This is a genomic window from Bradyrhizobium sp. HKCCYLS20291, from assembly GCF_051167715.1.
In the GTDB taxonomy this organism is placed as follows: domain Bacteria; phylum Pseudomonadota; class Alphaproteobacteria; order Rhizobiales; family Xanthobacteraceae; genus Bradyrhizobium.
Genome location: NZ_JBNPTO010000003.1, coordinates 473,877 through 497,623, shown reverse-complemented (window position 1 = coordinate 497,623; position 23,747 = coordinate 473,877). Strand labels below are relative to the sequence as shown.

At 59.7% G+C, this 23,747-nt stretch carries 20 protein-coding genes and 2 pseudogenes; 9 read left to right on the top strand and 13 right to left on the bottom strand.

Going from position 1 to position 23,747, the window contains the following annotated elements:
• Nucleotides 1-26 precede the first annotated feature (26 nt).
• Nucleotides 27-905, bottom strand: a complete 879-nt coding sequence (locus ACQR07_RS10185) for an SDR family oxidoreductase (protein ID WP_434902147.1) — start codon at nucleotides 903-905, stop codon at nucleotides 27-29.
• 110 nt (nucleotides 906-1,015) lie between these two features.
• Between ACQR07_RS10185 and ACQR07_RS10180 the strand changes: the two genes are divergently transcribed.
• Complete coding sequence (locus ACQR07_RS10180; protein ID WP_434870217.1) at nucleotides 1,016-1,387, top strand: winged helix-turn-helix transcriptional regulator; 372 nt, start codon at nucleotides 1,016-1,018, stop codon at nucleotides 1,385-1,387.
• Nucleotides 1,388-1,397: 10 nt separating this feature from the next.
• On the opposite strand, the gene ACQR07_RS10175 is transcribed toward ACQR07_RS10180, so the two are convergent.
• Nucleotides 1,398-2,279, bottom strand: a complete 882-nt coding sequence (locus ACQR07_RS10175; protein ID WP_434902146.1) for an AraC family transcriptional regulator — start codon at nucleotides 2,277-2,279, stop codon at nucleotides 1,398-1,400.
• Between the two features lie 207 nt (nucleotides 2,280-2,486).
• Between ACQR07_RS10175 and ACQR07_RS10170 the strand changes: the two genes are divergently transcribed.
• Both ACQR07_RS10170 and ACQR07_RS10165 read left to right on the top strand, forming a co-directional pair.
• Nucleotides 2,487-2,876 (top strand): nuclear transport factor 2 family protein, encoded by a 390-nt coding sequence (locus tag ACQR07_RS10170; RefSeq protein WP_434902145.1) that lies wholly within the window; start codon nucleotides 2,487-2,489, stop codon nucleotides 2,874-2,876.
• Between the two features lie 73 nt (nucleotides 2,877-2,949).
• A complete protein-coding gene (locus ACQR07_RS10165; RefSeq protein WP_434902144.1) occupies nucleotides 2,950-3,321 on the top strand; it encodes a nuclear transport factor 2 family protein in 372 nt (123 codons plus the stop codon).
• A gap of 124 nt (nucleotides 3,322-3,445) precedes the next feature.
• Here the strand turns inward: ACQR07_RS10165 and ACQR07_RS10160 are convergent.
• From ACQR07_RS10160 to ACQR07_RS10115, 10 genes and pseudogenes are all read right to left on the bottom strand, one after another.
• A pseudogene (locus ACQR07_RS10160) lies at nucleotides 3,446-3,979 on the bottom strand (transposase); the annotation flags it as partial.
• A gap of 464 nt (nucleotides 3,980-4,443) precedes the next feature.
• Nucleotides 4,444-5,796, bottom strand: coding sequence for an MFS transporter (locus ACQR07_RS10155; RefSeq protein ID WP_434902143.1), 1,353 nt, complete (start codon nucleotides 5,794-5,796; stop codon nucleotides 4,444-4,446).
• Between the two features lie 22 nt (nucleotides 5,797-5,818).
• Entirely contained in the window at nucleotides 5,819-7,246 is a 1,428-nt protein-coding gene (locus ACQR07_RS10150) for a WS/DGAT/MGAT family O-acyltransferase (RefSeq protein WP_434902296.1), read from the bottom strand.
• A 92-nt stretch (nucleotides 7,247-7,338) separates the two neighbouring features.
• Nucleotides 7,339-8,730, bottom strand: coding sequence for an AMP-binding protein (locus ACQR07_RS10145; RefSeq protein ID WP_434902142.1), 1,392 nt, complete (start codon nucleotides 8,728-8,730; stop codon nucleotides 7,339-7,341).
• 25 nt (nucleotides 8,731-8,755) lie between these two features.
• Nucleotides 8,756-9,319, bottom strand: a pseudogene (locus tag ACQR07_RS10140) (AraC family transcriptional regulator ligand-binding domain-containing protein); the annotation flags it as partial.
• Between the two features lie 376 nt (nucleotides 9,320-9,695).
• The gene (gene acdA / locus ACQR07_RS10135; protein ID WP_434902141.1) at nucleotides 9,696-10,907 is read right to left on the bottom strand and encodes a 3-sulfinopropanoyl-CoA desulfinase; all 1,212 of its coding nucleotides are present in this window, start codon (nucleotides 10,905-10,907) and stop codon (nucleotides 9,696-9,698) included.
• A 128-nt stretch (nucleotides 10,908-11,035) separates the two neighbouring features.
• A complete protein-coding gene (locus tag ACQR07_RS10130; RefSeq protein ID WP_434902140.1) occupies nucleotides 11,036-12,025 on the bottom strand; it encodes a succinylglutamate desuccinylase/aspartoacylase family protein in 990 nt (329 codons plus the stop codon).
• Nucleotides 12,022-13,239 carry a pyridoxal phosphate-dependent aminotransferase gene (locus ACQR07_RS10125; protein ID WP_434902139.1) on the bottom strand — a complete coding sequence of 406 codons (1,218 nt, stop codon included), beginning with the start codon at nucleotides 13,237-13,239 and terminating at the stop codon, nucleotides 12,022-12,024. The genes ACQR07_RS10130 and ACQR07_RS10125 overlap by 4 nt, the downstream gene beginning before the upstream one ends.
• A gap of 36 nt (nucleotides 13,240-13,275) precedes the next feature.
• On the bottom strand, nucleotides 13,276-14,475 hold the full coding sequence (locus tag ACQR07_RS10120) for a CaiB/BaiF CoA transferase family protein (RefSeq protein ID WP_434902138.1): 1,200 nt from the start codon (nucleotides 14,473-14,475) through the stop codon (nucleotides 13,276-13,278).
• Nucleotides 14,459-16,084, bottom strand: coding sequence for a thiamine pyrophosphate-binding protein (locus tag ACQR07_RS10115; protein WP_434902137.1), 1,626 nt, complete (start codon nucleotides 16,082-16,084; stop codon nucleotides 14,459-14,461). Before ACQR07_RS10115 ends, ACQR07_RS10120 begins: the two co-directional genes overlap by 17 nt.
• 100 nt (nucleotides 16,085-16,184) lie before the next feature.
• Between ACQR07_RS10115 and ACQR07_RS10110 the strand changes: the two genes are divergently transcribed.
• The 5 genes from ACQR07_RS10110 (at nucleotide 16,185) to ACQR07_RS10090 (ending at nucleotide 21,472) form a co-directional block, all read left to right on the top strand.
• Nucleotides 16,185-17,111, top strand: coding sequence for a LysR family transcriptional regulator (locus ACQR07_RS10110; protein ID WP_434902136.1), 927 nt, complete (start codon nucleotides 16,185-16,187; stop codon nucleotides 17,109-17,111).
• Nucleotides 17,112-17,245: 134 nt separating this feature from the next.
• The gene (locus tag ACQR07_RS10105; RefSeq protein WP_434902135.1) at nucleotides 17,246-18,157 is read left to right on the top strand and encodes a LysR family transcriptional regulator; all 912 of its coding nucleotides are present in this window, start codon (nucleotides 17,246-17,248) and stop codon (nucleotides 18,155-18,157) included.
• A gap of 120 nt (nucleotides 18,158-18,277) precedes the next feature.
• Entirely contained in the window at nucleotides 18,278-18,901 is a 624-nt protein-coding gene (locus ACQR07_RS10100; RefSeq protein WP_434902134.1) for an RraA family protein, read from the top strand.
• A 161-nt stretch (nucleotides 18,902-19,062) separates the two neighbouring features.
• Entirely contained in the window at nucleotides 19,063-20,370 is a 1,308-nt protein-coding gene (locus tag ACQR07_RS10095) for an MFS transporter (RefSeq protein WP_434902133.1), read from the top strand.
• A gap of 121 nt (nucleotides 20,371-20,491) precedes the next feature.
• Nucleotides 20,492-21,472 (top strand): phosphoglycerate dehydrogenase, encoded by a 981-nt coding sequence (locus ACQR07_RS10090; RefSeq protein WP_434902132.1) that lies wholly within the window; start codon nucleotides 20,492-20,494, stop codon nucleotides 21,470-21,472.
• Nucleotides 21,473-21,624: 152 nt separating this feature from the next.
• On the opposite strand, the gene ACQR07_RS10085 is transcribed toward ACQR07_RS10090, so the two are convergent.
• The gene (locus tag ACQR07_RS10085) at nucleotides 21,625-22,716 is read right to left on the bottom strand and encodes a YeiH family protein (RefSeq protein WP_434902131.1); all 1,092 of its coding nucleotides are present in this window, start codon (nucleotides 22,714-22,716) and stop codon (nucleotides 21,625-21,627) included.
• A gap of 53 nt (nucleotides 22,717-22,769) precedes the next feature.
• On the opposite strand from ACQR07_RS10085, the gene ACQR07_RS10080 reads away from it, so the two are divergent.
• Nucleotides 22,770-23,651 carry a LysR substrate-binding domain-containing protein gene (locus tag ACQR07_RS10080; RefSeq protein ID WP_434870196.1) on the top strand — a complete coding sequence of 294 codons (882 nt, stop codon included), beginning with the start codon at nucleotides 22,770-22,772 and terminating at the stop codon, nucleotides 23,649-23,651.
• Nucleotides 23,652-23,747 lie beyond the last annotated feature (96 nt).

The window sequence follows — 23,747 nt, the reverse complement described above, 5'->3', positions numbered from 1 at the left end:
TGTTCGCTCCAGCGTCTGTTGATCGGCTAATGCTTGCTCAGGGCGCTCGCATACATTCGCGCCCAATCTTCGATGGACATCGGCGCGATGGGTAAGAGGTCGAGTGCCGCCTGGTGATCTACGTTCGTGCTCATCATCTCGGGATTCTGGAAAACCGCGCTGTAGTACCCGACGATGGCGTCTTCGTTGCCGCCGTAAGCAACGGCCTTGGCAAACTCTTCGGGGGGCATCGGGCGAAAGGCGATCTTGCGCCCGAGGGCCTTGCCCATCCGCTCAGCGATCTGAGAGCCCGACAGCTTCTCCGGTCCGCTGATTCCAAGGGTGAGGCTCCCGATCGCGCCGCGCCGAAACGCTGCGACAACATACGCGGCAGCATCCTGGTGGCTTATCCATTGGCAATTCACTGCCTCGGGCATCGGATAAGCCAGTACATCCTTTTCTGCCAATTCGGTTGCGATGGCCGGAATCAGGAAATTTTCCATGTAGACGGTTGGCTGCAGCGCCACGAACGAGATACCGCTGTCCTGCAGAGCGGATAGAACCGGACGACGGAAGTCGATCGAGGGATTGCCCGTGTCGAAGGGCAGGACGGGGCCTGTCGCGTTCCAAACGATCTGCCGGATGCCTGCACGCTTTGCCGAAGCGATCACGTTGTTGGCTTGCGCAGCAGTCCCGGAAAAGAAGGATAGGAGCATAAATGCACCGTCCTGTCCTTTTGCAGCCGCATCAACGCTCTCAGGATCGTCGAGGTCGCCCTTCACGACCTCTATCCCCTTGGCCGCAAGATCCGCCGCCTTGGCCGGATCGCGCACCATGGCACGAACCATGAAACCCGCTGCCAACAGTTTCTCCGCGACCGGTCGTCCCTGCGGCCCCGTCGCCCCGATAACCAGAATGTTTTTCACCGCGATCTCCTCTCGTTGCTTGATACCGCGAGATTTGATCGTTACCTTCAGAATCACAAGAACGCATAATTTTCAGACATACTATGGATTTTCATACTAAGGAGGCTGAGATGACCAGCTCAAAGCCCACCTGCGAGCCAGGCCCGGCCTGTCCCGTCACGCGCGCAGTCTCCCTGCTTGCGGGGAAATGGAAGCTGTACATCATCTTCCAACTAATGCAGGGAACGAAGCGATTCGGCGAGTTGCGCCGGGCCATTCCGGATGTAACCCAACAGATGCTTACGGCTCAGTTGCGCGAGCTTGAGGCTGACAAAATCATCACACGAACGGTCCATCCCGTGGTGCCACCAAAAGTGGAATATGCTCTGACGCCTTTTGGCGCCAAACTCGAAGCGGTAACCGATGCACTCGAAGCTTGGGCCAGCGCCTTGCCGGACGACGTCGGGCGCAGCGCTACCGATCAACACGCAGCGCGAACATGACCAAGATGGATCAGCGATATAGGGCGCGGAATTCAACGGGAGAGTGCGCGACGTACTTTCGGAAAAACTTTGAGAAATTGGTGGCTTCATCAAAGCCGAGGCTCTCGGCGATCAAATAAATGGGCCTGTCCGTGTGCGCCAGGAGCCGCTTGGCCTCGAGGATAACCCGGCGCGCAATATATTCCTTCGCGCCAAGCGCCGTCGCCTCCCTTGAAGCACGATTGACACTCTTCTCGGTGCACCCGAGCGCCTTTGCATAAGGGGCAACTTGATGCCAGCTGGAATAGTTTGCCTCCAGCAATTCCCTAAATTTCACAAAACGCATCAGTGACGAGCTACGCTGCGCGCCAGCCATGCCGCGTTCCCCGTTAAGCAGATGAAGCCGCAGGATAAGTGTGCATAGCTGGTATCTGAGGAGTGTGTGAACGATTTCGGCCTGGACGTCGCTTCGCGCTTCATCGGCCATCGTGACGATGGCGTCGTTCGTCGCCCGAAAGGCCTTTGGGTCAAGCCTGATGTGTTCGGGCAAGCGTTCCAGCATTCTTCCCGGCGTAAGATCCGCAGGAACATCGGAGACGGTCGGCACAAACTCCGGAAGAAAGAGAACCAGCCATCCTTCCCAGTCCAGATCGGGACCGAAACTGTGCACCTGACCGGGACGCAAGATGAGAATGGAACCGGGAGCACATTGTACCGGCTCAAAGTCCACCACTTGCGTCGGCACACCTTCGGTCACCAGGAGTAGCAAGTGAAATTCGTAACGATGGGGGGCCCGGACGACGGCCGGATTCGTCCGTCGCAAGATGTCGGAAAACGGAAAGACTTCCATGTCGAGCTTGCGACCCGGGGGTGAATATCCCAGCCAGGAGATATCTCCCGCGACTTTTGTCAATCCAAGCACTCCCGATATTACGAATGTCCAATATGTATCTCTTTTTTGCGCATTTTCACCAGCAGCACCGCGAGTTTTTCCATTAGATATCACACATCAACGCCCAACTTCCTCCAGAAGCGGCAGGCAATTGTCGGCAGAGAAACACAACGAGCGGCGGGCAATGCTGGCTGAAGGGATCAACTTCGTTTCAACAACGGTGGCCAAATGAGCAACATCGATATCGCAAAGAACTACATCAAAGCCGTTCAGACTGGAGATCAGGCGGCTCTTGGCAGCATTATCTCACCCCAGCTTGTCTGGCACCAGCCCGGCGCCAACCAGTTTTCCGGCGTCAAGAACGGCATCGGCGAGTTCGGCGCAATGTTCGGCGCGATGATGGCAGCGTCCGGAGGCACCTTCGCCATTACTCATGCCCACCGCTATCTCTCCAATGGCGATCTTGTCGCCATCGAGATCGAGTTCTCAGCCCGACGCGAAGGCGCCACGCTCAACCAGCCTGGCATCGACCTCTTGCGCATCGTTGACGGCAAGATCGTCGAGGTTTGGCTCTTCTCGTCTGACCCCGAACAGGAAGACAAGTTCTGGGGCAAATAAATCTTCACGCAGAAAGCTGCGGAAAAGTAGCTTCACTGCCCACACCATGTTCATTTCTCGAAGGAGCTCAGCAATGAGCGCGGACAACAAGACAATCGTCACCTCCGCCTACCAACGCATTTTCGGTGACCTGGATGCATCAGCGGTAGATGAATGCATGAGCAAGACTTTTGTTCAGCACAATCCAACGATTGCCGATGGCCCGGATGGGGTGAAGCAGCTCGTCCAGATGCTGGCCTCGCAGGGCGTGCCAAAGCAGCAAATAGAATTCAAGCATGTGGTCGCTGACGGCGACATCGTCATTCTTCATTCGCGCTATGAAATGGCCGGAAAAGAATGGCGCTTCATCGATATTTATCGCATCGAAAATGGAAAGCTGGCCGAGCACTGGGATGCAATGATCCAAATGCCCGATGAGCGCGCAAACAATAATCCGATGTTCTGAAGTGGAACGTTTGCGGAGGCGAGCGAGACGGCTCGTGCCCCTCGCTCGGCTGCGCGGAATCCTTTCCCTGAGTGTGGCGTAGCTGGCTGCGATTCACCGCGTTCGCCGGCGTGGGCCGGATGGGTCAGCTGGCGAATGCCGGAAGGCTGACGTCGGGGCCATCGCCCAAAGACGATGGTTTCCAGCGTCATGAGCGCCTGCTTTGAGCCGCCGCCTTCTCGTTCTGTTCGAGCAGGACGGCGCCGACCAGGCGGGTAGTGGCGTCCCCGTTGGGGAAGATGCCGACCTCCGTTTGTCGCTTGACCTCGCGATTGAAGCGATCGAGCGGAACGGTCGAGTGCAGTTTGACTCGGTGGGCAACTGGGAAGCTCATTTAGGCCGACGCGTCGGTCTCGGCCTCATTGAGAAAGACCGCGAGCTTGGGTAATTTGGGGCGCAGTTGATCGGCGACGCGCCGCCAGTGCGTTCGCGCCGCTTCGGCGTCGTCCTCAGACGCGGTGGCAATGAGGGCGGAGACCCCGCGTCGTGCGCTCCTGCCAGCATCGCCAGCGCGTTGCGCATGAAGTGTACGAGCAGCGCTGCCAGGTGCGTCGAGATTCTTTCCGACCGCAGCTTTGATACCCTCATGGACGTCGGAGACGACGAGCTTGGCGGGCCGTGACACTGCAATCTGACATATTCATGGGTCGATCGGTGAGCGGCCTTCTCCTTTTCGAAGTTTTGAGGACAAGCCGTAACCCGTCGCCTGACGCGGTTGTTGCGGTGATGAGTTGCTGTCGGTGATGAGACAATGACAATCGTTGAGACTGAGGCCAAAAGTCTGATCCAGAAGCCGAAAATTCCGTCTATTGACCCATGTCGCGAAGCCTTACACGGGTTGCATTCTGGGGCGCGCCTATTGTTGTGCAAGTGTCGTGGCCATGCAGTAGGCGAAAGCGCTTCGGAAAGGGACTGGCTGATATGATGGATCCTGCTCAGGAGGGATATCTCGTAAGCCGGCATCTAGGGACTTGCGACAACTGGCAGTAGGAGACGGGGGACGGTTGGTGTCCTCCCGCTCTCCCCGCAACAGCACGCGATCCACCAATGGATCAGCCAGAAGCTCAGCCGCGCGCTGCCCTACTAACCCGCGTGCGCAGGCGTGGCTACACCCATGGGCAAAGGCCGTTGGCTCACCAACAGCAATAGCGCCCCCGACACCAAATAGAGTGCGATCACAAAATACATGCTGTAGGTATTGTCACCGGTGCTCCTGACGATCAGCCCGTTGATCGACGGGCTGACGGCAGGACCGAGATTGCCGAGGCTGCTGATCAACGCAAGGCCGCCGGCGACCGTCGCTGCCGGGAGATACTCGCTGACCAGCGCAAAAAACAGCGGCGTCGCCGATGCGATCCCGATGACCGCAAGGGACAGCGCCAACACCGAGCCCACCAGACTGCCCTGCAGCAGCGTGGTGACGAACAGGCCGACAGCTGCGACCGCGACGCAAGCTGCAAAATGCCAGCGGCGTTCCTTCCATGCGTCCGAATGGCGGCCGATCAGGATCATGCCGATAACGCCGACCGCGTTCGGAATCGCCGCATAAATGCCGACCAGAAACAGATCCTTGACACCCCAGCTCTGGATCAGGGTCGGCAACCAGAACACCATGGTATAGGTTGCGCCCAGAAGGCAGAAATAGACCAGCGACAGCAGATAGACCTTCGGATCCTTCAACATGCCTCCGAAGCCGCCGGCCGGATTGCCTTGTGCGCGTGTCGCATCTTGCCGTAAGCTGTCGCCGAGCAGTTGTTTTTCGCGATCCGAGAGCCAGGACGCGTTCGTAGGCTTGTCTTCGAGCAGCAGATAGACCAGCAGACCGAGCGCGACCGCGGGCAGTCCCTGCGCTACGAACAGCCATTGCCAGCCGTGAAGGCCGCCGAAGCCGTCGAAATATTTCAGTGTGGCGCCACACAACGGTCCCGCGATCACCGAGACGATAGTAGTCGCCGACATGAACGTGGCGATCACCTGACCTCGCCGCACCGACGGATACCAGTAGGTGAAGTAGAGGATGACGCCGGGAAAGAACCCCGCCTCGAAGACGCCGAGCAGGAACCGCAGCACGTAGAACTGTAGCGGCGTCGAAACGAACATCATCGCCGCCGCGGTCACGCCCCAGAGCACCATGATGCGGAGCAGCGACTTGCGTGCGCCGATCTTCTCCAGAAGCAGATTGCTCGGCACCTCGAACAGGAAATAGCCGATGAAGAACACGCCGGCGCCGAGGCCGTAGACGGCCTCGTCGAACGGCAGGCTCTGCTTCATCTGGAGCTGCGCATAGCCGATGTTGATGCGGTCAAGATAGGCGATCATGTAGGCGATCAACAGCAGCGGGATTAGGCGCCAGCTGACGCGCGAAAAAGCTGCCTTGAGTTCCTCACTCTCCGATGACATTCCCGGTGACGACCCGGTCGCGTCGATAGCATGCATGCTCGTTCTCCCTTGAACTAGATTATGCGGCTGTCGCCGCGCCCGGCGTCTGCTCGACCGGAGGTAACGCCTCGATCTCGCGTAGCGCGGACCGCAGATGCTCGACGAGCTCATAGGATTCGTCCTGCGACAAAATACGGCGACAGGCCGTCAGCCCGAACTCGAGCAACCCGGCATAACTCTGTACCGTGATGTTGAGCGCGCTGCCGTGAAACGGAATCGAGACCGGAAAGTAGTGCACCATCCGTGCGCCGGCCATGTAGAGCGTCATCGACGGGCCGGGCACATTGGAGATCAGAACGTTGCCGGCCGCGGGCGTGCGGCTCGCGAGGTTGGAGCGCCCGAGCAGCGAAGCGAGCCCAGTCATCAGCCACGGCGAGCCCGTGATCGGCACATCCACCCCGAGCACTGGCTTCAGTTCCCGCACCACCGCCTTGGCCGCTTCCGACGAAGCGTGAATCGCCTTGAAGCGCTCTGGCAACTCCTTGATGTCGGTCGCCAGGTCGACACGAACCATCGATACTTGGTTGTTCATGGCACTGTCGCCCTCGGCGCGCAGGCTCACTGGGACTATGGCAATCAACGATTCCTTGGGCAGCAGATCGCGCTCCGTAAGGAACCGTTGCAATGCGCTGCTGCAGATTGCCATCACGATGGTGTTCACGGTGCCACCGACCCGCCGGCCGAGTTTTTTGACATCCGCCAGCGGCAGCGACAGCGTACTGTAGGATCGCTGATTGGTGACGGAGTCGTTGAAGACCGTCTTCGGGGCGAGCCCGAGGTTTAGGGGACGCGCGCCGCCGGCCGAACGCTGGCTGGCCACGACGCTCGCAGCCGCGGCCATTGCTTTTGCCGCCGTCGGCAGGAGATCCGCCAGCTTGCGATATTGCTGGACCGAGTTGGCGACCGCGGCCTGCAGCAATTCGGTCATACCGAGCTGATAGCCTCCTGTGTTGCGCTTGCGCCGTGGTGGTGGCACTTCGCGCATCTGCGGCGAGACGTCGTAGAGTACCTTAGCGATTTCGACTCCGGCCTTGCCGTCGACGCCACTGTGATGGGCCTTGGTGTAGAAGGCGACCTGCCCGTTCTCCAACCCCTCGATGACGTACATTTCCCATAAGGGACGGCTGCGATCGAGCAGCGTGGAGTGCAACCGCGCAGCCAACTGCTCGAGCTGCGCCATGGTCCCTGGACGGCGCAGCGTCACGCTGCGCACATGGTAGTCGAGGTCGATGTCGTCATCCTCGATCCACACCGGCTCGGCCAGCTCGAACGGCATCTGCGCCAGCTTGCGGCACAGCACGGAGGCCAGATGCAGACGCTTGCCGAGCAGCGCCTTGACGTCCTCGTAGTAGTCGCCCTGATATCCCTCTGGAAGCTCGAATATCATCAAGCTGCCGACATGCATCGGCGTTTCCGGCGTCTCCAGATGCAGGAACGAAGCGTCCATGCTGCTGAGCTGGTCCATTCCTGATCGCTCCTCTGCGATGTCGAACGAGCACGGCGTCCGATATTTCGTTAGTCCAAAAAAGTTATTCTGGGTTAGGTCGAAGAAGGCTGTTCGTCGTAACTGGCGCGTTTGCGCGCCTCTTCGTCATACAGATCCTTCTTCGAAATCTTGCCGACGGCAGTCTTCGGCAGCTCGGCACGGATTTCGAGCGCCTGAACCATTTCGTGCTTGCCGAGCTTGTCTTTCAGAAAGCTCTGCAGCTCGCCGAGGGAAAGTGCCTCCGCTTCTGCCTTCAGCTTGATGAAGGCTTTCGGAGACTGGCCACGATACGTGTCGTGAATGCCGATCACCGCGACCTCCTCAACGGAGGGATGCTTGTAGATCGCTTCTTCCAGCACCCGCGGATAGACGTTGTAGCCGCTGCACAGCAGCATGTCCTTGGTCCGATCGACGATGAAGATGAAGCCGTCCTCGTCCATATAGCCGACGTCGCCCGTGCGCATGAAGCCATCGAACGTGGTCACCTCGGCGGTCGCCTGAGGGTTGTTCCAGTAGCCCTTCATGACGTTGGCCCCCTTGATGCAGATTTCGCCGCGCTCGCCGAGCGGGACATATTGCGTGGGGTCATCGACACTGAGAAACTTGATGATGATGCCGGGTGAAGGCATGCCGCAGGAGCCTGCCTTGCGCATCGCGCCCGGCTGAGCCGGCGTGAACGTACCGCTCGGCGAGGTCTCGGTCATGCCCCAGCCTTCGGTCAGCTGGCATCCCGTGATCGAAGCAAATTGCTGCGCGACTTCGAGCGGCAGTGGGGCTCCACCCGAGCCGCAATATTTGAGCGAGCGCAGGCTGTGATTGGGCGTCTCCGGGTGGTTGATCAGCGCGGTGAACATCGTCGGCACGCCGCAGAAGACGCTGACTTGCTTCTGCGCGATTTCGGCCAGCGCCGCCTGCGGATCGAACCGAACATGCTGGACGATCTCCATGCCGTACAGCAGGCCGAACAGCACGTTCACGGTCAGCGCGTAGATGTGGAAGGGCGGCAGCACCGCCAGCAACCGCTCCTGCCCTTCGACGAGCACCGGCGGCTCGCCGCGCGTGGTCTCCTTGTATTGCTGGCATGCGGCCGAAAGATTGCCGTGCGTCAGCATCGCGCCCTTCGGCAGCCCGGTGGTGCCGCCTGTATACTGCAGCACGGCGATGGTTTCTCGCGGATCGGCAATCGGGTGGGTTTCGAACGCGCCATCATTGTCGAGCAGGTCAGCGAAGCTGATGTGGCTCTCGTCCCAGCTGACGTCGCTCACCTGCTTCCCGGCCTTCATCTGGGCGACGACCGCGTCCGGCGCCGCGGTCATCTCGGCGAGGCTCCCGACCACCAGCTTCCGCAGCCGCGTCTTGCCGAGCATTCCCGCCATCTGCGGATAGAGCGTCACATGGTCGAGCGTGATCAGGACATCCGAACAGCTCTTCATACGCGCCGGCATGTGCCGGCGCGGCGTAAGCAACACAAATGCCCGAGAAGGCAAACGATGGCCCGGCCAGATCCCTGGCCGTCGTCAGATGTGCCGACAACGCAAATTCGACAGCGAACCGGTGGAGGTCGTCGGTCGGGTGCGGCCAATGCCGCGGCTCGATGGTACAGAGCACCGTCGTGCCGTCGCACGACGAAACGGCATCGCAAAACGGACCGATTACCCTGACGTAGCGATTGGCTAACTCGCGAGCATCCGCATACGTGGGGCTGCTCAACAGCCCATATCCGTACATGCCGTACGCCGTAATGTGCATGCGCCGGCCAGCGCGAAGCGCGACGCCTGGGTCGCGCGACAAACGAAGCGCATTCCGGATGACGAGATCGAGCTGCTTATAGGAGACCTGAGTGGTATGAGCCTTAAGCTCAGCCTCGCTCAAGCCCGTGCCGTCCAGAGCCAGCGATGCCTCGACACCTTGCGTGCCTAGCTCAGACACGATCGCGGCGATCGAATGCGGTGAGTAGATGCGCTGCACAAACCCTTGCCGGCTCTGGCAATGCAACTCACCATCCAGTTGATTTCCTTTGTCCACCACGCTCATGGTCCCGGTCAATTCTCCTTCAGTGGATCACCTGCTCTCCCGAGGTACAGACTACTCACCGGCAGCGACCGGCACAACGGCTTGTCGCTTGCCGTGTCGCTTGAAACCGAGCTGTCGCGCTACGGACCTCGCCAAGGATCAGCTTGAGCGGCAGAGCCAGGCTGCGTGGCAGGCGCCGCGTTGGAGCAAAGCGAGCTTCTACCGCGGTTCTGGGGGAGGCCTGAATGGGTCTCACATTGCCGCTACTTCTCCTCAACGCATTCTCCTCCAAAAGGCCGCGCTACGGCTAGCCTGATATGATCTCTGCAGTCATGACCGCTACAAAGCCGGGGCGATCTGCTAACCGGATGAGGGCGAGTGCCGCTTCGGGCCGCTCTCACTCTACTGCGGCGCAATGAGAGGTGAGCGGCTTGATGTAGCCGCCACGCGTCTGCGGACTCTTCATGTCGAGCACCCTCGAGGCAACCAGCGTCCTCAGCACTTGCGCCGTGCCACCCGCAATCGTGAACATGCGTGCGTCTCTGACCGCGCGTTCCAGGGGGTAATCGCGCGAGTATCCGCGAGCGCCATGGAGTTGTAGCGCCTGATTGGTAACCACGTTAGCTGTTTCCGAAGCGATGATCTTGGCCTGTGCGGCCAAGAGAGGATCCGGAAACGGGTCGGCGATCGATGCGGCTTGATGAAGGGAAAGCCGTGCTGCATTGAGGGCCACGGCCATGTCGGCCACTATCCACTGCAGTCCCTGAAATTCCGCGAGCGGCCGCCCGAATTGCTCGCGCTCCTTTACGAAGGTCACCGCCTTCTCGAAAGCGCCTTGGGCGATTCCGAGGGCCACCGTACCAGCCCCGACCCGCTGACTATTATAGGCATTGATCAGATCAGCAAACCCGCCACGCAGGCCGCGCGGCGGCAGAACGAGCATGTCTTCACGCACCTCGATACCCTCAAAAAGAAGCTCCGTCTCGGGGATTCCGCGAAGCCCCATCGCCGGCTCGCGCTTGCCGACGACCAAGCCAGGGGTGCCGGCCAACGCGATGAAGCCTCCGATGCCCTGCTCTACTCCAGCCTCATCAAAGACCCGGGCAAATACTAAATGAAGCTTTGAAACCCCTCCCCCGGTGATCCAGTGCTTTTTGCCATTGATCACGTAGGTATCTCCGCGCTTGTCGGCACGCGTCGTCATTTCAGTCGCCGCTGATCCGGCATTCGGTTCGGTGATACATATCGCTGGCTTGTCGCCGCCAAGCACAAGATCGGCAGCCAACCGCTTCTGTTTCTCGGTGCCGTATTGCATGACGGCCGAGATCGCTCCCATGTTCGCTTCGACGGTAATCCGACCGGTGGCACCGCAAACGCGAGCCATTTCTTCGATGATAAGCACCGCCTCGAAATAGCTGCCGCCGCGCCCGCCATATGCCTTCGGAATGGTGTACCCCATGAATCCGGCCGCCTTGAGGGCGGCCACATTGTCAAAGGGATAGGCCTCAGTCCGATCGACTTCCGCAGCCCTGGCAGCGAATTCGGCTTCGGCAAGTTCGCGAGCGACATTTCGGAGCTTCAACTGCTCCGACGAGAGCTTCATATCCATGAGTTAGTCCTCTATCGGGCGACTGGATGATTGGAGCAACTCACTCCAAGGCGTTTCAACGATCATTGGCTCGATTTCACAGGACGGCAGTCAATTCCCACGAGCATGGGATAGCTCCGGGCGACTGACTAAGCCCCCACTCCTATCTCGTAGAGACAGTCACCGCGTTTGGTGAGACTTGGAAATCGCCTACATAGAACGCGTCCGGCAGTCTGGAATGTGGCGGCGGCCGGCTCTCGCCATGGTGTGTCCGGGAAGTGCATGCGAGCAGCAAGCTGACCTGCCATGACCACGTCACCAAGCTCGGCGAGGGGCTGGAACAGCCCGTTTTCGGGGGCATAGACATAATTGTCGAAACCATTGACCGAAAGGATCTCAGTCTTACCCGGAGGATCGGCCTCGCCTTTCGCTATCCCCGAGACAGCCAGGATCCTGTTCACGCCCGCATTCGTGAGCGCCAGATAGTCCTGCTGAATGCTGCCGCCCCCACCGATCTCGACACAGAGATAAGGGACATTGGAGCGTGCCGCAGCCGCGGCCATGGTGCGGTTCTCGCCGGAAAGCGGCTTGAAGATACAGCCATAGGGAGCTCCGAACGCCCGCAGCAGCGTCAACGTACGCTCCATGATCCCGGGATCGGGATTTGAACGGGCACGGATTGTCGGGCAATACTGCAGAGAGCTCCCGCCGGAATGCAGATCGATGACACAGTCCGACAGCGGCAGCAGCTTGGTTTCGATGAAATCGGCGATCATCTCCGTCGGCGAGCCGCCCTCGCTACCGGGGAAGCTTCTATTGAGGTTGCCGCCATCGATCGGCGAGACTCGCCGGCCGGCCATGGCCGCGGGAAAGTTTGCGGCCGGCAGAATGATCACGCGTCCTTGTAGGTCCGCCGGATCGAGCGCCCTGCAAAGCTCGGCCAGCGCCACCTGGCCTTCATACTCGTCACCGTGATTGCCGGCGATAAGCAGCACGGTCGGTCCGGGCGAGCCGACCACGCAGACAATCGGTATCGGGATCCAGCCGTAGGCCGACTCGTGCGTGGAGTGCGGCAGGCGCAGGAAACCAGCGTGCTTGCCCGGCGCATCAAAGGAGATCGTGGGAGAGATCCGGCTCACTTGCGCTCCCCACCCCTGAGCTTCGCAACAGCAGCCGCCATTCGTCGGCATGCATTCCCGATCGCTTCTTCCGAGGTCGCGTAGGACAGACGCAGATGCGGCGACAGTCCGAATCCGGCGCCATGCACGGTCGCGACATGTGCCTCCTCGAGAAAATACAGCGCGACGTCCTGATCATTCTGCAAGGAACGACCATCGCGACGAACCGAGCCAAGCAGACCGGCGACCGAGGGATAGACATAGAACGCTCCTGCCGAGGCAAGGCAGCGGATGCCGGGAATATCATTGAGCAGACCAACGATCAGATCCCGCCGGCGCTCGAAGGCACGGCAGCGCTCCGCAACGATTTGCTGTGGGCCCCGAAGCGCTTCAATGGCCGCATATTGGGTGATCGTGGAGGTGTGCGTAGCCGTATGTCCAAGTACGTCGTTCATGGCCTGGATCAAGGCGCGGGGGCCTGCAGCATATCCGAGGCGCCAGCCGGTCATCGAATAGGCCTTTGAGACGCCGTTCATCGTCAGCGTTCGATCGCGCAGATCCGGAAACAGCGCGGCAAATGACGCATATGCCCGGCGGTCGTAAAGGATGTGTTCATAGATCTCATCGGATAGAATCATCACGTCGGGATGCTTGCGCAGGACGGCCGCCAGAGCAGCCAGCTCATCATCATCCAGAACCGCTCCGGTCGGGTTGGATGGCGAGTTCAGAATGAGCCAACGCGTCCGCGGGCCGAGCGCAGCAGCAAGCTGCTCGGGCATCAGCTTGAAACCAGCCTCCTGGCCACAGGGCACAATGACCGGCTGCCCGCCCGCCAGTCGAATGATGTCCGGATAGCTTGCCCAATAGGGCGCCGGCACGATGACCTCATCGCCCTCATCTAATGTAGCCAGCATGGCATTGAAGATGACCTGCTTGCCGCCGCAGCCATGCGTGACCTCCTGAACCGCGTAGTCGAGGCCATTCTCCCGTTTGAACTTCTCGGCGATTGCCTTGCGAAGATCAGGCAGTCCGGTGATCGAAGTGTACTTCGTCGCGCCGGTCTGAATAGCCGCGATTCCCGCTTGCTTGACGTTGTCCGGCGTCTCAAAATCCGGCTCTCCGATCGACAGATCAACCACGTCGATGCCTTGCGCTTTCAGTTCCGCCGCCTTGGCCACGACCGAAAGGATCGGCGAAGGATTGATGCGTCCCATCCGTTGGGCAACGTTATTCATCGTCAATTCCGATTGTGGTTGCGAGGTCGGGCGAGATCACTCGTTGGGTACGTCCAATTCGGCCAGCACTTCGTTTGAATGTTCGCCAAGGCGTGGTGGTGGGCGGCGGTATCCCACCGGAGTCCTGGAGAGCTTCAGCGGACTTCCCAATAGATTGATCTGTCCGTCACGCGCGCTGTCGTAAGCCATCGTGATCTTCATCTGGCGGGCCAGAACATGCGGATCGGCAAACACCTGCTCGATTGTGTTTACGGGACCGCAGGGAACACCCGCCTGCTCAAGCGCATCGATCCAGAAGGAAGAGAGACGAGACCCCATGCACTCCATCACGATCGACTCGAGGGCGACCCGATTACCGAGCCGGGCAGCGTTGGTAGCAAAACGAGGGTCCCGAAGGAGGTCGGGGACATGTGCTATCTCCGCCCATCTTTGGAACTGCGCGTCGTTGCCAACGGCCAATACGACGTGCCCGTCCTGTGTCCGGTAGACGTTGTAGGGACAAATGTTAGGATGCGCATTGCCTTTCCGAAGCGGCTGTTGGCCGCTCAGAAAGTAATTCGTCGCCTCGTTGATCAGCCAAGAAACCTGCGTATCGAGCAGCGAGCAATCGATATGTTGGCCAAGGCCCGTTTTGTCGCGATGTCGTAGAGCAGCCAAAATGCCTATTGTCGCATAGAGGCCGGTTGTGACATCAGCGATTCCCACGCCAACCTTCATGGGCGGGCCATCTGGGTCTCCGGTCAAACTCATGATCCCGCCCATGGCCTGGGCGACATGATCATAGCCGGGCCTTGAAGAATACGGGCCGCTCTGCCCGAATCCGGTAATCGAGCAATAGATCAGGCCCGGAAATCGCTGGCTTAGACTAGCGTAGTCGAGGCCATATCGCGCGAGCCCCCCGGCTTTGAAGTTTTCAACCAGAACGTCCGATCGGGATATGAGAGCAAGGACGGTTCGCTTGCCCTCTTCCGTACCAATGTCCAGCGCGACCGATCGTTTGTTGCGATTCGCGCAAAGATAGTACGCCGATTCTGCGGTCGGCATGCCATCTGTCCCAGTGACGAAGGGCGCCCCCCATTTGCGGGTGTCATCGCCATCGTTCGGCTTCTCGACCTTGACCACATCGGCGCCGAGATCGCCCAGGATCTGAGTACAGGTCGGACCAGCGAGAATGCGGGACAGATCGAGAATACGTAGTCCCGCAAGACAGCCAGACGTGTCAGATAAGTCCGTCATAAGCCCGCCTATCGATTGTCGCAGCGATCAAGGTGAAGCCGTCCGTGCGTGCCGCCGCCTCGCGACACGCCCGCTCGAGCGATGGGCGATCTGAAACCGTCACACCAACACCGCCGAACGCCTTTGCGATCCCTGCAAAATCGTGCCGGCCAAAATCGACGCCCAAATTACCCATCTGCCGCCCGCGCTGCTTCATTTCAATCAAGCTCAAGGAGGCGTCGACGAATACAATGACGGTCACGGGTATCCGCAACTCGGCCATCGTAGATAGTTCGCCAACCACCATGAGCAGACCTGCATCACCGGTGAACGCCACAACCGGTCGCGACGGATCGGCGATCTTGGCACCCATCGCGAGAGGAAGCGCACAGCCCATGGTGCACAGTCCCGTGGACTGGAGCAGCCCCCGTGACTGATAGACCTCCCAGAGCTGCGACAAGAGGATGCGATGTGCGCCGGAATCGACCGTTGCGACGGTTTCTTTAGGAAAGACCAAGCGCACCGTTTCAACCACCGCCGCGGGGCCCCATTTGCCTTGACTGGCAAATGCATCGCCGAGCGCTCGCCCAAGATCGGCGGCGCGGGCGGCCGCCCAGGTCTTGCACGGTTTGACGCCACTAGAGACCGCGCGGAGCCCTTCGGCTACGTCACAGATGAAGGCGAGCGTGGCGTGGTGCATGTAATGGTCGTTGCGTGCCGCCGCGAACTCGAGGACACGCTGCTTCGCCGGATCCCACACGTCGCGCCATCCGATGCGCATCTCGATCGGGTCATAGCCGACGAGAAGGATGAGATCAGCTTCCTTGACGAATTCGACCAGGAACTTGTCGGCGAGCGGCGACAATCCGGCGCCGCCGAGCGCCAGCGGGTGGTCCTCCGGCAGAATGCCTTTCGCCTTGTAGGTGGTGATGACAGGAACACCGAATGTCTCGGCGAAGCTGCGTATCTGCTCTTCCGCGCCGTCGTTCAACGCATCAAGGCCGACGATCATGACCGGCCGCGACGCCTCGCCAAGCCAGGCACGCCCGCGCGTCAGGTCCGTGCCCTCGGCGGGCGCAACCTTAGCCACCGGCCGATGGCGCGATACGAGCGGTCGCGGTACAGCCATATCCGCAACCGAGATCGGGATGTCGATGTGGACAGGGCCAGGCCTTGCCGATATGGCCATCAGCACCGCCTTGTCGGCGATGATGTCAGCGCCATCAGCCGTCAGGGTAAAGGTCGCCTTGGTGATCGGCGCAAGAACAGCGCGATGATCGAACACTTGATGCGTATAGGTCAAGGCTTCGTCGGCATCGACACAGCCGGAGATCACGATCAGCGGCACCCGGTCCTGCTGCGCATTCGCAACCACGTTAAGACCATTTGCAAGGCCCGGGCCGACGGTCGCGACGAGGATTCCGGGCGCTCCCGTCCTATGATAGGCCCCTTCCGCCATGAATCCCGCGGAGTTCTCATGCTTGCAGAGATGGAAGGAGATCCCGGCCGCTTCCAGCGCGTCGACCATGGTGAGGACCTCGCCTCCGGGCATTCCGAACGCATGCCTGCATCCGGCCTCGTAGAGGCGGCGCGCGAGAATATCGGCAGCACGCGGTGGCTTGGCGTCCATGTGATTGATCTCCTTCGGTCAAGAAGGACACGACACAAATCACATCAAGGCAATCTAGATATATTGGCGTTTATATTCAATTTCATTTAACATAACGCCGATGTCGATCCGAGCCCTCAAGACTCTTCTCTGGATACGTGACGGTCGCTCCTTCCAGGAGACCGCCCGCGAACTCAACATGACGTTGTCTGCGGTCAGCATGCAGATGAAGCAATTGGAGGAAATCTACCAAGTCGCTCTATTTGACCGCTCCACACGGCCGCCGAGATTGACCCGGGAGGGGCTTGCGTTGGCGGATGCTTCACGGGATATCGTCACGGCCTATGAGGACCTTCCGATCGTGTTGCGGAACAACCAGCCGCTTTCGGGAAAGCTGGCGCTCGGCGTCGTCGCGACCGCAAGCATCCGCCTGCTCCCGGCTGTTGCGAAGCATCTCATGAGTGCATTTCCGCAACTCAAACTACGGGTCGAAAGCGCGCTCTCGATCGATCTGGTGGACAGGGTCGCCGACGGCCGGCTCGATGCGGCAGTTGTGACGGGAACCGAAGACCTGGGCAATGCGTTCGCGGTTACGCCAATCCTGGTCGACCCCTTCGTGCTCGTTGCGGCAAAGTCGGAACGTCGGCAGCTGTCCATCAACTTGCTCCGCACGCGCCCTTTCATTCGCTTCGCGCCGCGGACCGGCATCGGGCAACTGGTCGATGCCTTCCTGGCCGATAGGTCGATCGAGATCCGCGAAGGCATGGTGCTAGACTCGCTGGAAGCAATCATTGAGCTCGTGGCTCTCAACATGGGAGTGGCGATCATTCCCAAACCGGAGGCACTGCGCTATGGTCAAGGACGGGTCGTCTGGACCGAAAGTCTGGGCAGGCCGCTTGATCGGACGCTCGCGCTGATCACGCGGCGAACGTCGGGATCGTTGGTGCTTCACGATCCTCTGGTAGAGGCCTTTCGCCAGGTTGCGCCGCGAGATCATGCGACAGCACGACGCGGCTCTTCCACTGCAAAGAAACAGGCGAGGAAGTGAGAGCTATCCGAGAGCTGCACGCCGCCTTCTTACGCACATTGGCGGCTCGACCGGATGATTGGTTCTGCTGGTTCGTCCGTCCCTTTGAACGAAATCAGGCTGTTCGGAGAGCGCGGCTGGGATAGTTTTACGACATGACGCTGAAGCAACTTGAGGCCTTCTATTTCGCGGCGACCCTGGGCAGCTTCGCTCTGGCAGCACAGCGCGTGCACGTCACTCAATCGTCGTTGTCGAAGCGCATCGCGGAACTCGAGGCCTGGGTGGGAGCAGAGCTTTTCAGCCGGTCCGGAAAGCGGGCTCATCTCACGGAGGCGGGCCATCGGCTGCTACGCCTGGCCGCCGAGATGCTGGAGCTCAAGGAGAGCGCCCGAGGCGCTCTCGATGCACCGGCCCGGCTGAGTGGAACATGTAGATTCGGCATCAGCGAGCTCGGCGCGCTGACATGGTTGCCGAATTTCGTGGCTCGGGTGCGCAAAGACCATCCAGGCCTCGCCTTACGTCCCCATGTCGATCTGGGACGCCGATTGGAGCGTCAAGTGGTGCGGGGCGAACTAGACTTCGCGATCGTCCCTGGGCCACCCGAAGATTCGAGCATCACCTCCTATAAGGTCGGGGATGTCCGGTTCGCATGGATAGCAGCACCCGGAAGATTCAGAGCCGGCAAAATTCTGAAATCGAAGGATCTCTCTCGACACCCCGTCATCACGATGACGGAAGGCTCCGGACTGACTCAGGCATTCGATGCCTGGGCGGCGGCACAAGGCCTTCGGATAGAGCGAATCGTGGCGAGCAATAGCTTGATGGCCATCATCGGGCTTACGATTGCAGATGTGGGTCTCAGCTTTCTGCCGCAGTCGTTCATGCGGCCGTGGGTTCAGGGCGGCGCTCTCCTGACATTTCGCAGCGATCCGCCGTTGCCTACTTTACCCTACTGCTTCATGCAGCGCGAAGACGACCGTCGTGCGCTGCTGCCAATCCTCCGCGACTGCATCATGGAGGTTGCCCAGTATTCGACGACTGCCGGATACTCCCGGAAGATCGCTTAGTGACTTCAGCTGGGAACGAATGACACTGTCGTAAAACGACACAATCGTTGGGAAAATAAATCGCTTTTCTTCCCGTTCGTTGGCGTTCATCAATGGAGGCAACAAAATTGGGAGGGACATTTGCAAGCTTTGGACACCACATTCGAGCCTGACGTTTTGGACGCATTCCGAGACGTTCCGACGGCCGTGATCAGTGACAACCTTCAGCGCTTGCCGGGCTTCTTCGGGTTGAAACCCTATCATCGCTCGGGCCGGTTGATTGGCCGCGCAAGAACGGTCCGTACCCGGGCAGGCGATAATTTGACGATTCACAAGATGCTCGATCTCGTCAAACCTGGCGAGGTGATCGTGGTCGCAGGAGAAGGCGACACGTCCCGTGCACTCGTCGGCGACATCATGAAGAATATCGCGGAAAGCCGCGGCGTCGCCGGTTTCGTCATTGACGGAGCGATCAGGGACTGCGCGGCCTTTGCAGCGTCTGACTTTCCTTGCTTCGCCAAGGCCGTGACCCATCGCGGACCGTATAAGGATGGCCCGGGCGAGATCGACGTGCCGATCGCCATCGAAGGAACCGTCGTTTCTCCCGGGGACATCGTCGTCGGCGACGCGGATGGCGTCGTTACCTTCTCCATCGCGGTCGCGAAGGAGCTTGCGGCTGCCGTGCACGCGCAGATCGCACGTGAAGAGGCGATCATAAATTCCATCCACGCGGGGACTTATACCGGCGCTTATGCCAAGACGTAGCCGCACAGCGCGGCTGCTGAAGCACGTCGCATCGCTTTGACGCCAACGGATCACGGCCCAACCGGATCCAGCGCCGACGTGCGTGGACGCGCGCATTCGATGGACAGAAGCGTTCATCTACAACCACTGCCGGGGACGGAATTCAAGAAGAGGAGGATAACGTGAACGAGGCGCCGAACGGTTCAGGCGAGTACAAGGCCAAGTACAAGCGAGCGACAGCGGTGGCGGTCTTTGGCACCTTCATCGAATACTACGATTTCAGCATCTACGGCTACGTTGCCGCCACGATCGCCGCGGTGTTTTTCCCGAGAGCCGATCCCCTCGTAAATCTGCTGGATACGCTGGCCATCTTCGGACTGGCCTTTCTCGTCCGCCCAGTAGGCGCGTGGTTCTTCGGGCGCCTTGGGGACGTGAGTGGCCGGCGTATCAGCTTGATCGCAAGCATTACGCTGATGGGCGCGGCCTCAGCGGCCACCGGTTTGCTACCAAGTTACGATGCGATCGGCGTTGCTGCCCCTTTTCTGTTGATCCTCATGCGCATGCTACAGGGGTTTTCCACCGGCGGCGAAATCGGTGGCGCCGCATCGTATATTCGCGAATGGGCGCCCCCCGATCGCCGGGCGCTCTACATCTCGTTCATCCCTTCAGTCGCGCAATTAGGAAAGGGGCTGGCCGCGGCTCTTGCTGCGATCATGGCAGTCTCTCTTTCAAAACAGAGCATGGCCGACTGGGGCTGGAGAGTACCATTCCTGCTGGCCGCGCCGCTCGCAATTCTAACGATCTGGATGCGGCTTCAGATTGAGGATAGTCCCGAATATGCCCGCCTTGTCGCTTCCAACAAAACTACAAGGACGCCGCTGAAGCACGTGTTCCAGGTCTTCCCGTGGGCGCTTGCCAAAGTCACGCTGATATCCGCGGTACAAAACCTTGGGACTTACATCGGTACAGTCTTCGTTGCCGTCTATTTCAGCGAGGTGCTCGGCTTCAGCAAAGCCGAGGCCGCGACCATTGTCTTGCTTGCAGTTCTGCTCGCATCGGCACTAATCCCCGTCGCGGGCAGCATCGGAACGAAGATCGGCGGCAAGAAACTCCTTCTCTGGTCGTACGCGACCTATGTGGTCGTCACCATACCTGAATTTGCGCTGATGAATCAAAAATCCTTCACGCTTGCTCTCCTCGGCCTCTTAATCGGCATCATACCCTACGCTCTTTGTCAGGCTGGGACCTATTCGACGATGCCGGAGCTTTTTCCGACCGAAGTCCGCCATACGGGCGTCGCCTTTGGACACAGTGTCGGAGCGGTCGTCGGGGGCGGCGGTGGTCCGTACCTGGCGACCTGGTTGATCAGCGCCACCGGCAACACTTACACACCAGCCTATATCCTGGTGCTCTCTGGCCTCATAGGCCTCGTTCTGATCGGTTTCACCGTCCGCGCCAACGAAAAATCGGCGGGCCACCTCTACGCATAGATCGGCTCGCTGCGCTTTCCTCTAGTAGCGCAGCGGACGTTATCAAATGAGTCCTGCTGGTGCCGCCTAAGACCGGCAGAGGACGGCTTTTGTCAAACGACGGAACCACGTGGAGCAGCGAATGTCCTTTAATGTCCTCGTTTCAACGCGCTTCTTCGATGAGACCGCCGAGCGCTTGTTGCGAGACAACGAGTGCCTCGTGCGGCGCACGGGTCTTGCTGACCATATCCAGGACGACACGCTTGATGCGGGCGCCCTACGCCAGCTGCTGAGCGGGGTCGACGCCTGGATCGTCGGCACTGCCCCTGTGACACGCAATCTCATGCTCGAACACCAAAATCTGAAGGTCATCGCGCGGCGCGGGGTCGGGTACGACACCGTCGATACCGACGCGGCGCGCGAGCTCGGCCGCCGAGTCGTGATCGCCCCCGGCGGAAACGAGCCAGCTGTTGCGGACCATGCGGTGGGCATGATGCTGTCGTTGGCCAAACGCTTGCGGGAAGGCCATCTCGCCATCGAAGCGGGAAAATGGTCACCTCTCGTCGGCACGGAATTATTCGAGAAGACGGTCGGCCTAGTCGGCTTCGGGCGGATCGCTCAGGCGGTGGCGCGAAGGGTTCGCGGGTTCGATGCGACCGTGCTTACTTACGATCCATTCCCAAACAGAGAGGCCGCCGCGAGCCTCGGAGCGCGCTTCGTCGAACTTCCAGAGCTGTTGAGCCGCTCTGACTATGTCAGCCTCCATCTGCCCCTTACGGGCCAGACTCTCGGCCTGTTCAATGAGGCAACACTGTCTGCCATGAAGCCGGGAGCCATCCTTGTCAACACAGCACGTGGCGGCCTAGTCGACGAGGAAGCTCTCATTTGCATGCTGAAATCGGGCCGCCTCGCAGGGGCGGGGCTGGACGTTTTCGATGGTGAGGCCGATTCCATGCGCCATCCGAGGCTCCAGGAGCTCGTCAGCCTCCCCAATGTCCTAGCGAGCGCGCACGCGGCCGGATCCAGCAACGAGGGGTTGTTGCGCACCAATAGAATTGCTGCGCAAACGGTCATCGACATTCTGCACGGCAGGTCGCCAAGTCCGCATTGCGTCATTGTCTGAACGCGGCGTGTCAATTGGCGTTCAGATTTGGCTCTGACTCACTTGTGATGCAGTTTAGGGGATGTCTGGCGGATCGGCGGCCGGTACGTGATTGACGACCACTCCGAGAACACTCGCCAGAGCGGAAGCTCGGTCAGTCCAAGTGTGATCGCTCAGCCAAGCCAATGGACGACGACGACGCTGATAGCGAGCAGAAGCAGCAAGGACAGACTGACAGCAGCAGCGGCTCTCACTCCTACGTTTGCAAGTACTCGGACGTCAACGTCGAGGCCAAGAGCAGCCATCGACACGACCGTGAGGAAACCGGAAGTCGCGGTGAGCCAACCGACGAAGACTGCAGGCACCAGCTCGATAGAGCGCGCCGTTGCTAGCGCCAGGAAGCCAAGGATGAACCAAGGCACGAGGCGGACGAAACCGATGCTGGTTCTGGGGTTTCCCTCGTCGTCAAATCGTGAGGCGAACAATGAAAGGATCAAGACAACCGGTCCAAGCATCAGAACGCGCATCAGCTTAACGAGCGTACCGATCTGGGCGCTAACGAGCCCGGCCGGCAGGGTTGCGGCGAGCACTTGCGGCACAGCGTAAACGGTAAGGCCCGCAAGGATGCCGTATTGTTTAGCTGACAATTGGAGAAGCGGAATCAGCAGCGGCAGACCGAGTACCGTCAACACACCAAGAATAGCGGTGAAGGAGATCGATGAGGCGATGTCGTCACCGTCGGCGGAAATGATGGGCGCGACGACGGCAATTGCCGAATTGCCGCAAATTGAGTTGCCGCAGGCGATAAGGATCGAAAGCCGTGTAGGCAGACCCAGCAGCCGACATAGCCCGAAGCTCAGGCAAAGAGCGATAACGACTACTGCGGCAATTGCGGCGAGCAACTCGCCCCCCGACGATGCGATTGCAGAGAGGCTTATGGAGGCGCCGAGCAGCATCACCGCAATCTCAAGTAGCCGCTTCGCGCTAAAGGCGATACCGGCCTGCCAACACTCGGAAGGCTTCCAGAAACTGCGTACAGCCATACCTAGCAGAATCGCGAGCACAAGCGCCTCCACATACGGGTGCGCGAACAAACGTCGTTCGAAGAACTCAAGGCCAATCGAGACGATGCATACGGCGAGGCAAAGCAGAAGGCCAGGAATCAAGCTTGCATGACGCCTCAAACGCGCCCTGGCACTGCGGCTGGCCACCGACTGCTGATCAGATGACACGAACTTCTCCTCAAGGAGAAGATTCTTATGCATCGTTCTGCTCAATCGCATAGTATCTTTTTTGTCTAGGCCGATAGAGGAAAGTTATGTCCTTGAACCTCCATCTTCTCCGTCTATTCGCCACCGTGGCGCGGACGGGAAGTTTTTCGCGCGCCGCCGAAACCTTGCATATCAGCCAACCATCGATCTCGAAGGGCGTGCGCGATTTCGAGCTTCAGGTGGGCTGCCGATTGCTCGACCGTACACCAAAAGGCGTGCGACTCACCCGTGAGGGCCAAGCGCTTGCTCGGCATGCCGACCAGATGTTTTCAGTCGAGCGTGCAGCAGAGGAGGAGCTGCAGTCGCTACGCAGTCTCGATAGTGGATCACTTCGCATCGGCGCTTCTACAACAATCGCGACCTACATGATCTCGGAACACCTCGGGCTATTTCACCGAACGTATCCGGGAATCGATCTTCACCTCCTGATCGCCAACACGCGCGATGTCGCCGACCTCATGCTCGCGCATGACATCGAGATCGCGCTGGTTGAAGGCCCGGTTGAGGATACTGTACTTGATAAACGTGCCTGGCGCACCGACGTAATGAGCCTGATCGTTGAACCCCAACATCGCTTTGCGAAAGTCGAGCACAGCATTCGAGCAGCCGAGCTTAGGCACGAAGTTCTGATCGTGCGCGAGCCTGGCTCTGGAAGTCGGGAGGTGGTGAGTCAGGCGCTCGCTTCAACAGGGATCGAGCCCAGGCGGACACTCGAGATCGGCAGCACTGAGGCAATCAAGCATGCAGTCGCTGCCGGTCTCGGCGTTGCCATTGTTTCCAGGGCAACAGTCTCCGATCAACTTAATCTTGGCCGGCTCAAGATTGTACCAATGATCGACCTCTCCATCCAACGCACCCTTTGGCAGTTGAAGACGCCCGGACGTATCGAGGTCCCGGCTGCAGCAGCGTTCGAACAGATTCTAGGTTGAGTGAAGCCACAACAGGCCGTTAGAGCATGATGTTTTTTGGCGGAATCGGGATTCCCGAGTCGGGCAACTTCTGATTCAAATTCCATGCTGGAAGCC